Origin of the sequence: Micromonospora sp. LH3U1 (assembly GCF_028475105.1) — a bacterium.
Taxonomy (GTDB): domain Bacteria; phylum Actinomycetota; class Actinomycetes; order Mycobacteriales; family Micromonosporaceae; genus Micromonospora.
In genome coordinates this window covers 5,134,110-5,152,227 of record NZ_CP116936.1, presented here as the reverse complement: position 1 = coordinate 5,152,227, position 18,118 = coordinate 5,134,110, and the positions used below count along the sequence as shown (strand labels likewise).

The window sequence follows — 18,118 nt, the reverse complement described above, 5'->3', positions numbered from 1 at the left end:
TCCGAACCGGCTGCTCAGCTCGCCTTGGCGAGCGCCTCGAACTCGTCGTCGGTGAGCCGCACGTCGGCCGCGCTCACGTTCTCCTCCAGGTGCGCCACCGACGACGTACCGGGGATCGGCAGCATCACCGGCGAGCGGCGCAGCAACCAGGCCAGCGCGAGCTGCGCGGGCGACGCGCCGTGCGCGGTGGAGATCGCGTCCAGGGGGCCGCCCGGGCGGGCCAGCTCACCGGTGGCGATCGGGAACCACGGAATGAACGCCAGGTCGTTGCGCTCGCAGTACTCCAGCACGTCCTCGGCGCTGCGGTTGGCGAGGTTGTACAGGTTCTGCACCGACGCGATCGTGGTGATCGCGCGGGACTCCTCGATCTGCGCGACGCTCACCTCGGACAGCCCGATGTGCTGGATCTTGCCCTCCTGCTGCAACAGCGCAAGCTCGCCCAGCTGATCGGCGAGCGGCACCTTCGGGTCGATCCGGTGCAACTGGTACAGCGGGATGCTGTCCAGGCCGAGGTGGCGCAGGCTCAGCTCACACTGCTGGCGCAGGTACTCCGGGCGGCCCAGCGCACGCCAGTCGCCAGGGCCGGAGCGGCTCAGTCCGGCCTTGGTCGCGATGACCAGGTCGTCGGCGTACGGGTGCAGGGCCTCGCGGATCAGCAACTCCGAGACGAACGGCCCGTACGAGTCGGCGGTGTCGATGAACGTGACGCCCAGCTCGACCGCCCGGCGCAGCACCCGGACCGCCTCGGCCGGGTCCTTCGGGTCACCCCAGACACCCGGGCCGGTGATCTGCATGGCCCCGTAGCCGAGCCGGTTGACGGTGACGTCGCCACCGATCCGGTACGTGCCGGACGCCTTCGCGGGTTGCTCACTGATATTGGTCGACATTGCCCGATCCCCAATCGTCTCGTGGTCGCGGGCGCGGAAAGCCCACCCACCACCAGGTAGATCATCCCCCGGAACTCGGCCGTCGTACCGCGCGTCGGCCGACTGTGTGGGTGGACACGTCGCCTGCGCGCCGAGGCCAGTTGCCCGGAAGCGCCCGGTACGACCGGGGCGTACGTGCGACGCTGGCCGGGGGCCGGTGCGTTCCGGCGCGACGGCGGAGGGAGCACCCATGGCGGGAGTGCCGCAGGTCGACTTCGCGCTCGACACGTACGAGTGCATCGTGATCTATCCGGGCGCGACGGGACGGGTCCTGCCCCCCGAGACCGTGCAGCGGTTGCAGGCGGAGCACGCCGAGCACATGCAGGCGTTGCAGCGACGCGGCATCATCCTGGTCTCCGGTTCGGTGGATGGGCCGGCCCGCAACCCGGAGCCGCCGATCGGCTTCGGGTTGGCCCGCACCGGCAGCGTCGAGGACGTACGCAGCGTGCTGGAGGCCGACCCGGCGGTGCAGGCCGGGCTCTACCGGGTGGACGTGCTGACCTTCCTCTGCCCGGCCGGGTCCCTGGAGTTTCCGCTGGTCAAGACCGAGAGCTGAGGTGCCGGCCCATCGGCGGCTGTCGTGATGGCGACGGCGCTCGGCCGCATGCCGGTGCTACGGTCGCGCCCAGCGTGGGCCGCCGCCGGGGCGCACCCGGCACCATGGTTCGGCCCCGGTCGAGGAGTCGCCATGATCTCCGCCGCCACCCCCGATGTCGCGACGGCCACCGCCCGTCTGCGCGCCCTGCTCGGCGACCGGCTCCACGAGCCGGGCGATCCCGATTTCGCCACCACCACCCGGCTCTGGAACGGTGCGGTGGACCGCTTGCCCGCGCTGGTCGCCCGATGTCTCGACGCCGACGAGGTGGCCGACGCGGTCCGCATCGCCGCTCGGTGTCACCTGCCCCTGTCGGTCCGCTCCGGAGGGCACGACTGGGCCGGTCGGGCGCTGCGCGACGGCGGCCTGGTGCTCGACCTGACCGGGCTGAGCGCCGTCCGGGTCGACCCGGACGCGGCCACGGTGACCATCGGCGGCGGCACCACGGCGGCCGGGATGCTCGCCGCCGCCCGCCCGTACGACCTGGTGGTGCCCACCGGCACGGTCGGCGACGTGGGCATGGCCGGGCTCACTCTCGCCGGCGGCTACGGCCCGCTGTGTGGCCGGTTCGGTCTGGCCCTGGACAGCCTGCTCGGTGCCGAGGTGGTCCTCGCGGACGGCCGCCGGGTCACCGCCGACCCCGGGCACGACGCCGAGCTGTACTGGGCGTTGCGCGGCGGCGGTGGGAACGTCGGCGTGGTCACCGAGTTGCGGTTCCGCGCGCACCGGCTGCCCGGTGTGCTCGCCGGCATGATCATGTTCGCGCTGGCCGAGGCGCCGGCCGTGCTGCGGGGCTACGGCGCGCTGGTCGCCGAGGCCCCGGACGAGCTGACCGTGATGACCGGCTTCCTGCCGGGCCCTGCCGGCGAGCCGGTGATCTTCGTCTGCCCGTTCTACAGCGGTCCGGACCTGGACGCCGGGTTGCCGTGGATGGACCGGCTGCGCGCGCTGGGCACCCCGCTGGTCGACCAGATCGGCCCGATGCCGTACGCGGACGCGCTGCGGATGTTCGACGGCGGGATGGTCGACGGCAACCACTACCTGCTGCGTACCCGCTGGTTGCCCGCGCTCACCGACGGTGCGGTGGACACGCTCGTCGACGCGGCCCGGCAGGTCAGCTCACCGTTCTCCGCGCTGGCCGTGCACCACTTCCACGGCGCGGCCACCCGGGTCCGGCTCGGCGACACGGCGTTCGGCCTGCGCACCGACCACCTGCTGACCGAGATCATCGCGGTGTGGGCGCCCGGCGAGCAGGCCGGGCCGCACCGGGAGTGGGCCGAGCGCACCTCGACCGCGCTCGCCCCGCACGCCCTGCCCGGTGGCTACCCCAATCTGCTCGCCCCGGAGGAGACCGACCGGGTCCGGCTCGCCTACGGTGCGAACTGGGCGCGGCTGCGCCGGGCCAAGCGCCATTACGACCCGCGTGACCTGCTCACCGCGGTGCCCACCCTGCCGCCGTCGGAGCATTGACGGTGGGCCGCCGCCGGGAGCACCCCGACAGTGCACGCCACCGGAGGCGTACGATTCCCGGCGCGCGGTCGCTGATGCCCGTCGCCACAACGTTCCCGGTGCGGTTCCGCCCGCCGGCCCGACGCGCACCGCGCGTCGTTGGACACACGTTCCGCTGCCTGCAATGGGTCGGCCCCGAGTCCGACCTGAAGGAGAGACTAGCCTGATGGGCGTGACACGCCGCGTAAAGATCGTCTGCACTCTGGGTCCCGCCACCTCGTCCCCGGAGCGCATCCGGGGTCTTGTCGAGGCCGGCATGAACGTGGCGAGGCTCAACTTCAGCCACGGCAGTCACGCCGACCACGAGGCGGTCTACCGACTGGTCCGGGAGGCGTCCGAGGCGGCAGGCAAGCCGGTGGCTGTCCTCGCCGATCTGCAGGGCCCCAAGATCCGGCTCGGCAAGTTCGCCGACGGCCCCCACGAGTGGCGTACCGGCGACTCGGTCGTGATCACCGGCGACGACATCATCGGCAGCAAGGAGCGGGTCTCCTGCACGTACCGCAAGCTGCCGCAGGAGGTGAAGCCCGGTGACCGGCTGCTGATCGACGACGGCCGGGTCGCCGTCGAGGTCACCGACGTCACCGACAACGACATCCGCTGCCTGGTCACCGAGGGCGGCCCGGTCTCCAACAACAAGGGCGTCTCGCTGCCCAACGTGGCGGTCAGCGTGCCCGCCATGTCGGACAAGGACGCCGAGGACCTGCGCTTCTCCCTGGGCCTCGGTGTCGACCTGGTCGCGCTGTCCTTCGTCCGCTCGGCCGAGGACATCAAGCTCGTCCACGGCATCATGGCCGAGGAGGGCGTGTTCCGGCCGGTGCTGGCCAAGGTCGAGAAGCCGGAGGCGGTGGAGCACCTCGAGGCCATCGTGCTGGCCTTCGACGGTGTCATGGTCGCCCGTGGTGACCTCGGTGTCGAGATGCCGCTGGACGAGGTCCCGCTGGTGCAGAAGCGCGCCGTGCAGCTGTGCCGGGAGAACGCCAAGCCGGTCATCGTGGCCACCCAGATGCTCGACTCCATGATCGAAAATTCCCGCCCCACCCGGGCGGAGGCCTCCGACGTCGCCAACGCGGTGCTCGACGGCGCGGACGCGGTGATGCTCTCCGGCGAGACCAGCGTCGGCAAGTACCCGGTGTTGACCGTGAGCACCATGGCCAAGATCGTGACGACCACCGAGGCCGGCTCGATCGGGGTGCCCCGGCTGCAGCACGACCCGCGTACCCACGGTGGCGCGCTCACCGTCGCCGCCTCGTCGATCGCCCGGGCCATCAACGCCAAGGCGCTCGTCGCCTTCTCGCAGACCGGCGACACCGTCCGACGGCTGTCCCGCCTGCACTGCGACCTGCCGCTGCTGGCCTTCACGCCGGTCCCCGAGGTGCGCGACCAGCTCGCCCTCACCTGGGGCGTGGAGACCTTCCTGATGCCGTTCGTGCAGCACACCGACGACATGTTCCGCCAGGTCGACCAGGCGCTGCTCGGCCTCAACCGGGCCAACCCCGGGGACTACGTGGTGATCGTGGCAGGTAGCCCGCCCGGCACCCCCGGCTCGACCAACACCCTGCGCGTCCACCAGCTCGGCTCGCTGGTCGACGCGGCGTCGGCGCGGGCGCTGCAGTGAGCGACGGTCGGGTCGCGGTCGGCCAGGCCGCGGTGGACCAGCTGCTGGAAGTGCTGGACCTCGACCCGACCGGGAAGATGACCTTCCGGGGGATGAGTCCCCGCGTCGGTCTACAACGGGTGTACGGCGGCCAGGTCGCCGGCCAGGCCCTGGTCGCCGCCGGCCGCACCGTCGACCCGGAGCGGTTCGTGCACTCGCTGCACGGCTACTTCGTCCGCCCCGGCGACCCGGTCGAGCCGATCGAGTACCAGGTGGAGAACGTCCGCGACGGCCGGTCCTTCTCGGTCCGCCGCGCGGTCGCGCTCCAGCACGACAAGCCGATCTTCTTCATGTCGGCGTCATTCCAGCGCGCCGAGGAGGGGCTGGACCATCAGGCCCCGGCCCCGCTGGACGTGCCCCCTCCGCAGGACGTGCAGACGATGTCCGACCGGCTCGCCCGCTACCCGGAGCGCCTGGGCATCTGGGGTCAGATTCCCCGTCCGATCGATGTGCGCTATGTCGGCGAGCCCGGCTGGGTCCGTCCCGGCGACCGGCCCGCCGACCCGCACCAGCGTGTCTGGATGCGCATCGACGGCAAACTGCCGGACGATCCGCTGCTGCACGCCTGCGCGCTCACCTATGCCTCGGACCTCACCCTGCTGGACTCGGTGCTCTCGGTGCACGGCGAGGTGTGGGGTCCGGGCGGGCTGGTCGGCGCGAGCCTGGACCACGCGCTCTGGTTCCACCGGCCGTTCCGAGCCGACGAGTGGTTCCTCTACGACTGCTTGAGCCCGTCGGCGTCCGGCGCGCGCGGGCTGGCCGCCGGCCGGATGTTCACCACGGACGGCCAGCAGATCGCCAGCGCCGTCCAGGAGGGTCTGTTGCGCCGCGTCGGCGCCTGACGTTGTCGGTCATCCCCGCCGCCCGCGTGCCCGTGCCGGACGCGTCGTGGCGGGGAGGAGCGGTCAGGCCTGGTGGATGGCCTCGCCGGCGATCTCGATCTGCACCGTCTTGCCGACCAGCACTCCGCCGCTTTCGAGGACGACATTCCAGAGCAGGCCATAGTCCTCGCGGTCGATATCGGCCGTCGCGCTGAATCCAAAGATGTTCTGCCCGTACGGATCGCGACGGGCGCCACCGAAATTGACCTCCAGGTCGACAGCCCGGGTGATTCCTTTCACTGTCAACTCACCGGTGAGCACGAATCGTCCGGGTGTGCCCTCGGACTGCGGCAGGGGAATGTGACCTCGGCCTCGTCCACCGAGTCGATGGTTGCGCAGACGGGCCCATTGGAAGATGGGATCCTCGTTGCCCTGCCATTTGATTCCGGTGCTTCGATATTCGAGGGTGGGGTGGCTCTCCACGTCGAGGAAGTCGGCACTCTTCAGATGCGTGTCCCGGTCGACGCTTCCGGTGGTGATGCTCGCCGACATGATGGTCGCCGTCACCGAGGAGAGCAGCGGGTCCTCCGCCACGGAGATCTGTGCCGTGGCCTCGGCGAACTCGCCGCGCACCGGGCTCACCATCATGTGCCGGGACAGGAAACCGATCCGCTTGTGCGCCTGATCGAGAAGATAGGTGCCGGCGACCGGGATGGTCATGCCATCCCAGGTGCGTGTGGCGATATCGGTCATCGTGTTGCCTTCCCCCCAAGCACACCCGGGTGTTTATCAATACGTTGCTGGAGGCCGGGTAAACGGCCAAAAACTCGTACTCCCTCCCAGCATAAGGACGCGCCGGATCGGCTTTTCCGGCCCCCACCGTAGGGTGGATCATGACGCACTTCGCCGGTTCTCGACGGCGGCCGGAACGGGTGCGAATAGCGCGGGTTCCCATCGATGCGTGTCCGATCGGCCGAGGGTCGCCCGCCCGGCCGGCTGACCGGGGGCTAACCTTGCCGACATGCGCCTCTCCGCCCGGGTCGACTACGCCCTCCGCGCGGCCGCCGAGCTTGCCGCGACGGCCAGCGGTCCTGGGCGCGGCCGGCCGGTCACGGCCGACCAGATCGCCCGTGCCCAGGAGATCCCGCCGAAGTTCCTGGAGAGCATCCTGCTTCAGCTGCGCCGCGGCGGCATCGTGCACGCCCAGCGCGGCCCGGAAGGTGGCTACTGGCTGGCCCGCCCCGCCGAGGAGATCTCCCTCGCGGAGGTGATCCGGGTGATCGACGGGCCGCTCGCCCACGTACGCGGGCAGCGCCCGGAGCAGCTCGGCTACCACGGCCCGGCCCACGCGCTCCAGGAGGTCTGGATCGCGTTGCGAGCGAGCGAGCGGGAGATCCTGGAGCTGGTCAGCGTCGCCGACGTGGCCGCGGGCACCCTTCCCGCGCGTGTCACCGAGTTGGCCGCCGACCCACGCGCCTGGATCTGAACGCCTGATTCAGCTGCGCCGCCCGGCGCTGTCCCATCCACCGATCGAGGGCTTGACCCCGGCTGCCCCGTGCCGCATTGTCGACCAAGTCGATAGGAGAAACCGAAAAGTCAGGGGGCGCTCGTGCGCAAGCTGCTGGTCCTCGCTCTGGTCGGGCTCGTCGCGCAGTTGATCGACGGCTCGCTCGGCATGGCGTACGGGCTGACCTCGTCCACGCTGCTGCTGGTCGCCGGGGTCGCCCCGGCCGCCGCCTCGGCGTCCGTGCACCTGGCCGAGATCGGCACCACGCTCGCCGCCGGGTTCGCGCACTGGCGGTTCGGCAACGTCGACTGGCGGGTGGTGACCCGCATCGCCCTGCCCGGCGCCATCGGCGCCTTCGCCGGCGCCACCCTGCTCAGCTCGATCTCCACCGAGGCGGCCGCGCCGTGGATGGCCGGCATCCTGTTCACGCTCGGCGCGTACCTGCTGGTCCGCTTCGCCCGACCGCTGCGCACCGATCGGGTCGGTGGGCGGCTCCGCGGTCGCTTCCTCGGCCCCCTGGGTCTGGTCGCCGGCTTCGTCGATGCGACCGGCGGCGGCGGGTGGGGCCCGGTGGCCACCCCGGCACTGCTGGTCTCCGGCCGTATGGAGCCACGCAAGGTGATCGGCTCGGTGGACACCGCCGAGTTCGTGGTGGCCGGCTCGGCCAGTGTCGGCTTCCTGATCGGGCTGGGGACCGAGGGGTTCCTGCTCCCCACCGTCGCCGCGCTGCTGATCGGCGGGCTCATCGCCGCCCCGCTGGCCGCCTGGCTGGTGCGTATCGTGCCCGCCCAACTGCTCGGCGCGGCGGTCGGCGGCGTGATCGTGCTGACCAACGCCCGCACCCTGATCCGCTCCGCCGAGTTGGACGGCCCGGTCCGCCCCGCCGTGTACGCCCTGCTGGCCGTCGGCTGGTTGGCCGCCCTGGTGCTGGCCGTGCGAGCCCTGCGCCGCACCCGCCGGGCCCGCGCCGCCGCCGCTTCCCCCGCCGCTGCTGCTGCCGCGCCCGCCGTCACTGCTGCGGCTACCGCTGCTGCTGGCGAGGTCCCTGCCGATCTGGCCGCAACGGGTACGCCCACCCCACGCTGAACCCGCCCCGCCCCGCCCCGCCCCGCCCCGCCTGGTCCTCGCCCCTGGTCCTCGCCTCCGGCCTGCCCGCTCGCTCGCTGGCAAGGCACCGCGCTCGCGTCCGCCTTTGCTCGCGTCCGCCCCCCGTCATGCCTGTTCCCGTGCTCGTGCCCGTGTCGATCTTGGGGTTGTGGTGGGATGAATGTCGCTGTCAATGCGGTTTGTGCGGAACCACAACTCCATGATCGATGCGGGTGCGGGTGCGGGTGCGGGTGCGGGTGCCGTCCGGGGTGGGGTGCGCAGAGGCGCGGGCCGGAGCGCGGCGATGTCCGGTCAAACGTCGTCATTGCCAAGGTTGAGTCACCAAGATCGCGCAACATCCTGGATGTAGTGGCTTCCCGGCGCTTCGTGGCCACTACATCCTGGTTCGAGCGTGACCTTGACGGCCGCGGGCGCCCCGAACCCCGCTCCCTGCCGGTCGGGCACGGTGTTCGTCGTCAAGATCCGCGCAACATCAGGGATGTTGCTGCTTCTCGTGCGTCGGAGGCAGCAAGATCCGGGAAGTTGCGTAGATCTTGGCGCGGGGCGCGGGGCGCGGGGCGCGGGGCGCGGGGCGCGGGGCGCGGGGCGCGGGGCGCGGGGCGCGGGGCGAGAGGGCGAGAGGGCGAGAGGGCGAGAGGGCGTGGGACTAGGGGGTGGGGAGGGTGTCGGCTGCCGCGGAGAGCAGGGTCCAGGCTTCGTCGATGTGCGCTTCGGTGCTCTGCGGCGATCCGATCGCCAGCCGCAGCGTGTACCGGCCGGCGACCCGGGTGTGCGTCAGGTGCACCCGCCCGGTGCCGTTCACCCGGGCCAGCAGCGCCGCGTTCGCGTCGTCGCCGGCGCGTAGTCGGAAGCAGACCAGGGAGAACGGGTGCGCCGCCGCCACCTCGAACCGGTCGTCGGCGCGGACCCGCTCGGCGAACCGGTCGGCCAGCGCCACCCCGGAACGGATGTGCGCCCGCAGCCCTTCGGCGCCGTACCAGCGCAGCACGAACCACAGCTTCAGTGCCCGGAACCGCCGGCCCAGCGGCACCTGCCAGTCCCGGTAGTCGATCACCGCGCCGGACTCGGAGGCCGCGTTGCGCAGGAACTCCGGCAGCACGGTCAGCGCCTCGATCAGCTCGCTGCGGTCGGCCACCCAGAACGCGTCGCAGTCGAAGCCGGTGAGCAGCCACTTGTGCGGGTCGAAGCAGTACGAATCGGCGTACTCCAGGCCGGCGTGCGACCACCGCAGCTCGGGGCAGACGGCGGCAGCGCCCGCGTACGCGGCGTCCACGTGCAGCCAGATCCCGTACTCGGCGCAGATGGCCCCGATCTCCGGCAGCGGGTCGATGGCGGTCGTGGAGGTGGTGCCGATGGTCGCCACCACGATGGCGGGAACGTCTCCGGCGGCCAGGTCAGCCTCGATCGCCGCGCGCAGAGCGCCCGGCAGCAGCGCCTGGGTGTCCGGGTCCACCTCGATCGGCCGGACCCCGTCGGTGCCCAGCCCGGCGATCCGCACGGCCTTCTCGATGGAGGAGTGCCCGTGGACGGAGGTGTACGCGCGGTAGCGCCGGTCGATGCCGGTGTCGCGCCAACGGCCTCCACTGGCCCGGTGCAGTGCGGCCAGGGTGGCCACCAGCGTCGCCGAGGAGGCCGAGTCCTGGATGACCCCACCGCCGGTGCCGGTCGAGCGGAACCGCTGCGGCAGGTCCAGCAGTTGGGCCAGCCAGTCCATCATCACCGTTTCCAACTCGGTGCAGGCTGGGCTGCTGGCCCACAGCATGCCCTGGACGCCGAGGCCGGAGCTGACCAGGTCGCCGAGCACGCTCGGGCCGGAGGTGTTGGCGGGGAAGTAGCCGAAGAAGCTCGGGTGCTGCCAATGGGTCAGCCCCGGTAGGACGATCGAGTCCAGGTCGGCGAGGACCGCCTCGACCGGTTCGCCGCCGACGGTGGGCGGTGCGGTGGGGAGAGCGGCGGCCACCGTGCCCGGCGGATCGGCCGGGGCGACCGGTCGTTGCTCCACCGTCGCCCAGTAGTCAGCGATCCAGTCGATGACGGCGTGGCCGGCGCGACGAAATTCGGCGGGGTCCATGTGCGGAGCCATCCGATCAGTCGATCATGCGTGCGCGCCCAAAACAAGCCTTCTGCGGATCGATGCTCATGGCACATCGCAACCGCCATCGCCACTCCCCTGTAACACCGATATCGATGCGGCCGGACTGTTGACTCTGCAGAAAACCCACGATAGGTTCGGCATCCAAGGCAGTTGATCTCATGGAAGGCAGGCAATCGTAATGGCGAAAAATCGGGGGATCGCTCGGCTGGCAATGGCGGGGTTCTTAACGACTGCTGCGGTGGCTGGTGCGACGCTTTTTGGCGCCGGCCCGGCGTTGGCTGGCAACTGTTCGATTGCGGGCTGCGGAGTGGTGCGCAATGATTCCGCGCACCCGGTATCCATCGCGGACTGGTGCGATGGGGCTGGTTCCTGTGGCAAGACTTACCTGCTCAAGCCAGGTGAAGTCTCCACGAAGTACAAGAAGGACACCGACACGTTCGCTTTGCAGTGCACCGGTAACTACTATCGCTACACCGGTGACTTGCTGCAGACGTCAGCCGCCTACAAATGGATTCGAATCTCTGACGGCAACTCGGCTCGCGTCGTCAACCAAAACTGCTGATAACGCAATTTGAAAATGCCCGGCCCAGCGGAGAAGGTGTCCGTGGGCCGGGCTTTGCGTCTTCTCTAACCCGATGTGGTGGTGTGACGGTCGACAATTCTGGTCGTATCTCTGTCGCGGCCGCCGCTTCCATTCGCTGTGTGTTTCACTGCATGCTGGCCCGCGCTGATCCCTCGGGAAACCTCTCGTGCTGCCGGCGAGAGTCGACAGGCGCAAAGATGTGACGGGCGTCGATGTTGCGCGTCGGAAAGCGCTTGCCTTACGATGCGCGGTGAGTCGGATCCGTGAGTTCCAGGGCGTTCACCCCCGATCAGATCGCCGGCCGCCGCCGTAGCGGCGGGGCGAGTCCACCGTGCTTCCCGGGCAGGGCCGGTGGGCCGCGGCGATCACCACCGGATCCCCGGAGGCAGTCCATGCACCCGTCCAGACATCGGCTGACCCTGCTCGCAGGTACGACGGTGGCCGCCGTCGTGGCCGGCACCCTCGGCACGGTGGTCGCCTCGGCCGCCGCCGTCGGCTGCCGGGTCGACTATCAGATCACGAACCAGTGGCAGGGCGGCTTCGGCGCCAACGTCACCGTCACCAACCTCGGGGACCCGGTCACCGGATGGGCCCTGACCTGGTCGTACGCCGTGGGCCAACAGGTCACCCAGGCGTGGAACGCCGCCGTGACCCAGTCTGGTGCCGGGGTCACCGCCCGCAACGTCGACTACAACGCCACCATCGCCACCAACGGCACCGCCGCGTTCGGCTTCAACGGTTCGTGGACCGGCAGCAACCCGGTGCCGACCAGCTTCGCGCTCAACGGCACCAGCTGCACGGGTGCCCCCACCACCGGTGAGCCGACCACTCCGCCGCCCACCACACCGCCGCCGACCACACCGCCGCCCACGACCCCGCCCCCCACCACGCCCCCGCCGTCGGCAGGGGCGGTGCAGATGGAGAACCTGGACCGAGGGCTGATCAGCGTCCGCTCCGGCAGCGGCAACCTGGTCTCCTGGCGGTTGCTGGGCACCGAGACCACCGGGGTGGCGTTCAACCTCTACCGGGGGTCGACCAGGGTCAACGCCAGCCCGATCACCGGTGCCACCACCTACCTCGACAGCGGCGCGGCGGCCGGCTCGGCGTACACCGTGCGGGCTGTGGTCGGCGGCGCGGAGCAGGCGGCGTCGGCGCCGGCCCTGCAGTTCGGCGCGGGCTACCTGGACGTGCCGTTGCAGGTCCCGGCCGGCGGTAGCACCCCCAGCGGAGAGAGTTACACCTACAGCGCCAGCGACGCCTCCGTCGGGGACCTCAACGGCGACGGCACCTACGAGATCGTGCTCAAGTGGGAGCCGTCGAACGCCAAGGACAACTCCCAGTCCGGCTACACCGGTGTCGTCTACGTCGACGCGTACACGCTCACCGGCACCCGGCTGTGGCGGGTCGACCTGGGCCGCAACATCCGGGCCGGTGCTCACTACACCCAGTTCCAGGTGTACGACTACGACGGTGACGGCAAGGCCGAGGTGGCCATGAAGACCGCCGACGGCACCCGCTCCGGCACCGGTCAGCTCATCGGCTCGTCGTCGGCGGACTACCGCAACTCCAGCGGCTACGTGCTGTCCGGCCCGGAGTACCTGACCATGTTCAACGGCCAGACCGGCGCCATCGCATCCACCGTCAACTACGACCCGCCGCGCGGCACCGTCTCCTCCTGGGGCGACTCGTACGGCAACCGCGTGGACCGGTTCCTCGCCGGCACCGCGTACCTGGACGGGCAGCGCCCCTCGCTGATCATGGCCCGGGGTTACTACACCCGGGCGGTCGTCGCGGCCTGGGACTTCCGCAACGGCTCGCTGACCAAGCGCTGGACGTTCGATTCGAACTCCTCCGGCAACGGCGCTGCCGCTGGTCAGGGCAATCACCAGCTCTCCGTAGCCGACGTGGACGGTGACGGCCGACAGGAGATCGTCTACGGCGCCGCCACCATCGACGACAACGGTCGGCTGCTCTACTCGACGGGCAACGGGCACGGCGACGCCCTGCACGTCTCCGACCTCGACCCGGGCCGCGCCGGCCTGGAGGTGTTCAAGGTCGACGAGGATGGCAGCAAGCCCAGCTCCTACTTCGCCGACGCCCGTACCGGTCAGATCCTGTGGTCCACGCCGGCCTCCGGCGACAACGGCCGGGGCGTCTCCGCGGACATCTGGGCGGGCAGCCCCGGTGCGGAGTCGTGGTCGTCAGCGGTCGCCGGGCTGGCCAACACCAGAGGGCAGAACATCGGCCGCAAGCCGTCGTCGGCCAACTTCCTCGCCTGGTGGGACGGCGACCCGGTGCGGGAACTGCTCGACGGCACGGCGATCGACAAGTACGGCACCGGTGGCGAGACCCGGCTGCTCACCGGCAGCTCGGTGGCGTCCAACAACGGCACCAAGTCCACCCCGGCGCTCTCCGGCGACATCCTGGGCGACTGGCGTGAGGAGGTGATCTGGCGAACCACCGACAGTCGGGCGCTGCGCATCTACAGCACGCCCACACCGACCAGCACCCGGATCCACACCCTGATGCACGACCCGCAGTATCGGGTGGCGATCGCGTGGCAGAACACGGCCTACAACCAGCCGCCACACCCGGGGTTCTTCATCGGCGATCAGATGGCCAACCCACCCACCCCGAACATCTACCTACGTTGATCTGACCCTGGCGGTCCCGAGTGGGGTCGCCTAGGGTGGCAGGCACCGGGCCGCAGCCGCGGAATCCGCTCAGCTCCGGCCCGGTGCGCCACACCGCGGCATTCCCAACCCGTCCCGACCGGGAATGCCGTACCACCACCGGCACCAACATTAGGCACCGTCCGGGTCGGCAGGGTGACGCTGACGTGAAGATCGTGTTTCACGCCCCCCGGTGCAGACCGCCCGCCACCTGCTCGGCGATCAGCTCGTAGGACCGCACCCGGTCCTGCACGTCGTACACCAGCGTGGTCAGCATCAGCTCGTCCGCGCCGGTGCGCTCCACCAGATCGGTCAGCTGCCGGCGCACCGTCTCCGGCGAGCCCATCGCCTGACCGTCGCGGCGCTGCACCACGAACTCCCGCTCGAACTCGGAGTACGGGTACGCCGCCGCCTCGTCGGGCGTCGACAGCGGTTCCGGCCGACCGGAGCGCAGCTTCAGGAACGACAACGCGCTCGGCCCCGCCAACCACTCGGCCCGCTCGTCGGTCTCCGCGCACACCGCGTTGACCGCCACCATCGCGTACGGCTTGTCCAACCACTGCGACGGCCGGAAATTCTGCCGGTAGAGGGCCAACGCCGGCAGGGTGTTCGCCGAGCTGAAGTGGTGCGCGAAGGAGAACGGCAGGCCGAGCAGGCCGGCGAGCTGGGCGCTGAAACCGCTGGAGCCCAGCAGCCAGACGGCCGGCTGCTCACCGCGACCCGGCGTGGCGATGATCTGCCCCGGCCGCTCCCCGCTGAAGTAGTTCATCAGGTCTTCCAGCTCGCGCGGGAAGCCCTCCGCAGACAGGCCCTCCATGGTCCGCCGCAGCGCCAGCGCGGTCACCTGGTCGGTGCCCGGCGCCCGCCCGATGCCCAGGTCGATCCGACCGGGATGCAGCGCCTCCAGGGTGCCGAACTGCTCGGCCACCACCAGCGGCGCGTGGTTGGGCAGCATCACCCCGCCCGACCCGAGGCGGATCGTCGACGTGTTCGCGGCCAGGTGCGCCAGCAGCACCGCGGGGGCGGAGCTGGCGATCGCTGGCATGTTGTGGTGCTCGGCCACCCAGAACCGGTGGTAGCCCAGCTCCTCGGTGCGGCGGGCCAGCTCAGTGGTGGCCTCCAGCGCCGCGCCAGCGGTGGTGCCCTTGGCGACCGGGGCAAGATCAAGAACAGACAACGGTACGGTGATCACACGGTCAGCCAACCCTTCGCCGACCAGTTTTGTTCCGCTTGGCCGGGATCTGTCGGCTGCTTCACCCGCCCCTGCCGCTGCTCAACCCATCCCGCGAGCCTGCTCGAAGATCAGACTGGTCTGGGTGTGCTGCACCACGGGATCGACCGCCAGATGGTCCAGCACGAAGTCCCGCAACGCGTCACCGGACGCCGCCCGCACGTGCAGCACGTAATCCTCCGCACCGGCCACGTGGAACACCGACACCACCCCCGGCAGCCGCACCGACCGGGCCCGGAACGCGTCCACCGCCGCCCGCTCGTGCGCGGTCAACCGCACCGACACCAACGCCTGCAACGGCAGACCGAGCGCGGCCGGATCCACCTCCGCGTGGAAACCACGGATCGCACCACGCTCGCGCAGCGTCCGCGTACGGGTCAGGCACGTCGACGGCGCCACCCCCACCCGCTCGGCGAGGGCATTGTTCGGCAGACGACCATCCGCGGCCAGCTCGGTCAGGATCGCGCGGTCCACCTCGTCCAACGCCGGATACGGCCGTACATCATTCGGCTCAGGAGGCATCCCACCATCCTCACCCGAATCCACCACCAGAACCAAGCCACTTGACAGAATGATCTGCCGACCCATTGCTCATGGGCCGTTGGATGTTCGACGCTACCGGCATGACAACGGTGGACACCCGGGCCGTACACGCCGGCCGCGACGACCTACGCACCCTCGGCGTGCACGTCCCACCCATCGACCTGTCCACCACCAACCCGCTGCCCTCGGTCGACGACGGCGGGGCCGCGTACGAGCAACTCGCCACCGGCGGCACACCCCCCACCGAGGGCAGCGCCGTCTACCAACGGCTCTGGAACCCGACCGTCGCACGCTTCGAAACCGCCCTCGCGGAGTTGGAGGGCACCGCGCAGGCCGTCGCCTTCGCCAGCGGAATGGCCGCCCTCACCGCCACCCTCCTCGCCGCCGCCCGCGACGACCGTCGGCACGTCGTCGCCGTCCGACCCCTGTACGGCGGAACCGACCACGTCCTCGCCACCGGCCTGCTCGGCACCACCGTCACCTGGGCGCGCCCCGACGAGGTCGCCGCCGCCATCCGCCCCGACACCGCACTGGTCATCGTCGAGACACCCGCCAACCCCACCCTCGACCTGGTCGACATCGCCGCCCTCGCCGCCGCAGCCGGCGACATCCCGCTGCTGGTCGACAACACCGTCGCCACCCCCGTCCTGCAACAACCCGCCCGACACGGCGCCGCCCTCGTCCTGCACAGCGCCACCAAGAGCATCGGCGGGCACGGCGATGTCCTCGCCGGCGTCGTCGCCTGCGACGCCGACTGGGCCGTGCGACTGCGTCAGGTCCGCGCGGTCACCGGCGCGATCCTGCACCCACTCGGCGGCTACCTGCTGCACCGCGGCCTGCAGACCCTGCCGCTGCGGGTCCGCGCCCAACAGGCCACCGCCGAGAAACTCGCCGGCTGGCTCGCCGACCACCCCGCCGTACACCGGGTGCACCACCCCTCGGTGCACGACCCGGCGGCGCTGGTCGGCCGCCAGATGGCCGGACCCGGCAGCCTGCTCGCCTTCGAGGTACGCGGCGGCGCACCCGCCGCGGCCGCCGTCGCCGGCGCCTGCCAACTCATCACCCACGCGGTCTCCCTCGGCGGCGTCGACACCCTGATCCAGCACCCCGCCTCGCTCACCCACCGACCCGTCCAGGGCGAGGCGAAACCCGACGCCGCGCTCCTGCGCCTCTCGGTCGGTCTGGAGGACCCCGAAGACCTGCGCGTCGACCTCGCCCACGCGCTCGACACACTCGTCTGAACGGACGCCCGGTCAGCGCAGGTCGCGATTGCCCAGCACCCGCCTGGGCGAGCCCTGCCGGGCCACCCGCAACATCGCCCGGCCGATCCCGTCGGTCGTGGTGACCTGATTCGGCAGCAACCGGCGCAACACCGGAAAGAGCGGACGAGTGATCGCGTACCCGATCCGATACCCACGGGTCCGCGACACCGCCCCGTATGTCGGCTGGATGAACCCGGGCCGCGCCGCATAGCCGTGGGGCAGCAGGTCGATGATCGCGTTCTCGGTACGACCCTTGACCCGCGCCCACATCACCCGACCCTGGCCGGTGGAGTCGGTGCCGACGCCGGAGACGTAGATGAACGTCACGCTCGGGCTCACCTCGGCCAACAGCCGCGCCGCCGCGAGCGGGTAGTCGTAGCTGACCCGCGTGTACGCGGCTTCACCCATCCCCAACGACGACACACCCAGGCAGTAGAAACACGCGTCCACACCGGTCAGCTCGGCCCGCACCGCGTCCAACTCGCCCACGTCCGCGACCGTGAGCTCACGCAGTTTCGGATCCTGCCGACCAGTCGGCCTGCGGCCTACCGTCACCACCTCCCGCACGTCGTCGGCGAGCAGGCACTCCCGCAGCACACCCTGGCCGACCATGCCGGTCGCACCGAAAATGACCACCCGCATCAGTTCCCACCCCTGTCGTCGACCCCGCCGCCGGCCATCCCGCCCGCGCGCCAGCCAGGCTCCCACACGCCCGCCATGACCAACGACGGCCGCGGAATGCGGCGGTCAGGACTTCGGGCCGACGTGCCGGTCCAGAGTGGCGACAGCTTGTCGCCGCGCCACCGAGAGCGAGTTGGGTCGGTTCATTCGCCAGGCGATGCCGAGCAGATCGAGGCTCCACTGGCACAGCTCCATGATGTCGGCCGACTCGTTGGTGAACATGTAGCGCGGATAGACGTAATGCCTGCCTCGCGTCGTAACCCGGTTGGCGATACGGCAGCCGTCGGAGTGGAAGAGGCCGCGCAGGAAGACCCCCGGGTGAGCCACCACGATCTCCCGTTGCCAGTCGGTCAGGACGATCGGCCGTTCGTGCTTCTTGCCGGGACCGTGCTGGGGCAGCAGGCAGGGCCAGTGCACCCCACTGCTCTCGACCGAGATGCAGCCTTGCTTGGGGATCCTCTGCACACGCGCGGCAAGCACTGCGAGCATGGCCGCCTCGCACGCGTCGATGAGATCCGGATAGATCGCCGTGCAAGCAATCCGAAGCACTGGCACCTTCGGTGAGACGGCCAGATGACCGTCGCCCAGGTAGAGACCGAGCAGGTAGGCGTAGGCGGCGGGGTCGGTCGGATTGTCGACATCCGGCAGGCAACGAAAGCACCGTAGCTCCGTGCCGCGCTTCGCCGGTTCGGGTCGATCGACGCACCAGTGCCAGACCGTTGCGTATGGCAATGCGAGAGTGCGAGCTACGGAGTGGATGGTGTGTCCGCGAGCGCGGAGAGCGCGGGCTTGTGCCCGCATCTGCGGTGGATGCACGCCCACATCATCGAACAGGTGTATGACAGAGTGCCGGGAGCGGGATTCGAACCCGCAAGCCCTTTCGGGCAGAAGTGTTTGAGACTTCCGTGTATGCCGTTCCACCATCCCGGCGG

At 70.6% G+C, this 18,118-nt stretch carries 16 protein-coding genes and 1 tRNA gene; 9 read left to right on the top strand and 8 right to left on the bottom strand.

Annotated features, from left to right (window positions below; all coding sequences use genetic code 11):
- Positions 1–14 precede the first annotated feature (14 nt).
- The gene (locus PCA76_RS23450) at positions 15–887 is read right to left on the bottom strand and encodes an aldo/keto reductase (protein ID WP_272612627.1); all 873 of its coding nucleotides are present in this window, start codon (positions 885–887) and stop codon (positions 15–17) included.
- 229 nt (positions 888–1,116) lie between these two features.
- Here PCA76_RS23450 and PCA76_RS23445 point away from each other — a divergent pair, with 229 nt between their 5' ends.
- From PCA76_RS23445 to PCA76_RS23430, 4 genes are all read left to right on the top strand, one after another.
- Positions 1,117–1,482, top strand: a complete 366-nt coding sequence (locus tag PCA76_RS23445; RefSeq protein WP_272612626.1) for a YciI family protein — start codon at positions 1,117–1,119, stop codon at positions 1,480–1,482.
- 132 nt (positions 1,483–1,614) lie between these two features.
- Entirely contained in the window at positions 1,615–2,991 is a 1,377-nt protein-coding gene (locus tag PCA76_RS23440; protein ID WP_272612625.1) for an FAD-binding oxidoreductase, read from the top strand.
- A gap of 205 nt (positions 2,992–3,196) precedes the next feature.
- Positions 3,197–4,645 carry a pyruvate kinase gene (pyk, locus tag PCA76_RS23435; RefSeq protein WP_272612624.1) on the top strand — a complete coding sequence of 483 codons (1,449 nt, stop codon included), beginning with the start codon at positions 3,197–3,199 and terminating at the stop codon, positions 4,643–4,645.
- Positions 4,642–5,526 (top strand): acyl-CoA thioesterase, encoded by an 885-nt coding sequence (locus PCA76_RS23430; protein ID WP_272612623.1) that lies wholly within the window; start codon positions 4,642–4,644, stop codon positions 5,524–5,526. Before pyk ends, PCA76_RS23430 begins: the two co-directional genes overlap by 4 nt.
- A gap of 63 nt (positions 5,527–5,589) precedes the next feature.
- Here PCA76_RS23430 and PCA76_RS23425 read toward each other — a convergent pair whose 3' ends face one another.
- Positions 5,590–6,258, bottom strand: coding sequence for a YceI family protein (locus PCA76_RS23425; RefSeq protein WP_272612622.1), 669 nt, complete (start codon positions 6,256–6,258; stop codon positions 5,590–5,592).
- A gap of 268 nt (positions 6,259–6,526) precedes the next feature.
- Here PCA76_RS23425 and PCA76_RS23420 point away from each other — a divergent pair, with 268 nt between their 5' ends.
- Both PCA76_RS23420 and PCA76_RS23415 read left to right on the top strand, forming a co-directional pair.
- Positions 6,527–6,991, top strand: coding sequence for an RrF2 family transcriptional regulator (locus tag PCA76_RS23420; RefSeq protein WP_091407884.1), 465 nt, complete (start codon positions 6,527–6,529; stop codon positions 6,989–6,991).
- Between the two features lie 123 nt (positions 6,992–7,114).
- Complete coding sequence (locus PCA76_RS23415; RefSeq protein WP_272612621.1) at positions 7,115–8,098, top strand: sulfite exporter TauE/SafE family protein; 984 nt, start codon at positions 7,115–7,117, stop codon at positions 8,096–8,098.
- Positions 8,099–8,765: 667 nt separating this feature from the next.
- On the opposite strand, the gene PCA76_RS23410 is transcribed toward PCA76_RS23415, so the two are convergent.
- Positions 8,766–10,202 (bottom strand): pyridoxal-dependent decarboxylase, encoded by a 1,437-nt coding sequence (locus PCA76_RS23410; protein WP_272612620.1) that lies wholly within the window; start codon positions 10,200–10,202, stop codon positions 8,766–8,768.
- Between the two features lie 190 nt (positions 10,203–10,392).
- Between PCA76_RS23410 and PCA76_RS23405 the strand changes: the two genes are divergently transcribed.
- Together PCA76_RS23405 and PCA76_RS23400 are read left to right on the top strand one after the other, a co-directional pair.
- Complete coding sequence (locus PCA76_RS23405; protein WP_272612619.1) at positions 10,393–10,776, top strand: hypothetical protein; 384 nt, start codon at positions 10,393–10,395, stop codon at positions 10,774–10,776.
- 413 nt (positions 10,777–11,189) lie between these two features.
- Positions 11,190–13,451, top strand: a complete 2,262-nt coding sequence (locus PCA76_RS23400) for a rhamnogalacturonan lyase family protein (RefSeq protein ID WP_272612618.1) — start codon at positions 11,190–11,192, stop codon at positions 13,449–13,451.
- A 199-nt stretch (positions 13,452–13,650) separates the two neighbouring features.
- Here the strand turns inward: PCA76_RS23400 and PCA76_RS23395 are convergent, their stop codons facing one another.
- Positions 13,651–14,661 (bottom strand): LLM class flavin-dependent oxidoreductase, encoded by a 1,011-nt coding sequence (locus PCA76_RS23395; protein WP_272612617.1) that lies wholly within the window; start codon positions 14,659–14,661, stop codon positions 13,651–13,653.
- Positions 14,662–14,742: 81 nt separating this feature from the next.
- Entirely contained in the window at positions 14,743–15,222 is a 480-nt protein-coding gene (locus PCA76_RS23390) for an Lrp/AsnC family transcriptional regulator (RefSeq protein WP_272612616.1), read from the bottom strand.
- Positions 15,223–15,305: 83 nt separating this feature from the next.
- On the opposite strand from PCA76_RS23390, the gene PCA76_RS23385 reads away from it, so the two are divergent.
- Positions 15,306–16,484, top strand: coding sequence for a trans-sulfuration enzyme family protein (locus tag PCA76_RS23385; RefSeq protein ID WP_272612615.1), 1,179 nt, complete (start codon positions 15,306–15,308; stop codon positions 16,482–16,484).
- Positions 16,485–16,496: 12 nt separating this feature from the next.
- Here the strand turns inward: PCA76_RS23385 and PCA76_RS23380 are convergent, their stop codons facing one another.
- The 3 genes from PCA76_RS23380 to PCA76_RS23370 form a co-directional block, all read right to left on the bottom strand.
- Positions 16,497–17,147: an NAD-dependent epimerase/dehydratase family protein gene (locus PCA76_RS23380; RefSeq protein ID WP_272612614.1), complete on the bottom strand. Its 651-nt coding sequence runs from the start codon at positions 17,145–17,147 to the stop codon at positions 16,497–16,499.
- Between the two features lie 105 nt (positions 17,148–17,252).
- Complete coding sequence (locus PCA76_RS23375) at positions 17,253–18,002, bottom strand: transcriptional regulator (protein WP_272612613.1); 750 nt, start codon at positions 18,000–18,002, stop codon at positions 17,253–17,255.
- 31 nt (positions 18,003–18,033) lie between these two features.
- Positions 18,034–18,116: transfer RNA gene (locus PCA76_RS23370), tRNA-Leu, on the bottom strand.
- Positions 18,117–18,118: the final 2 nt, after the last annotated feature.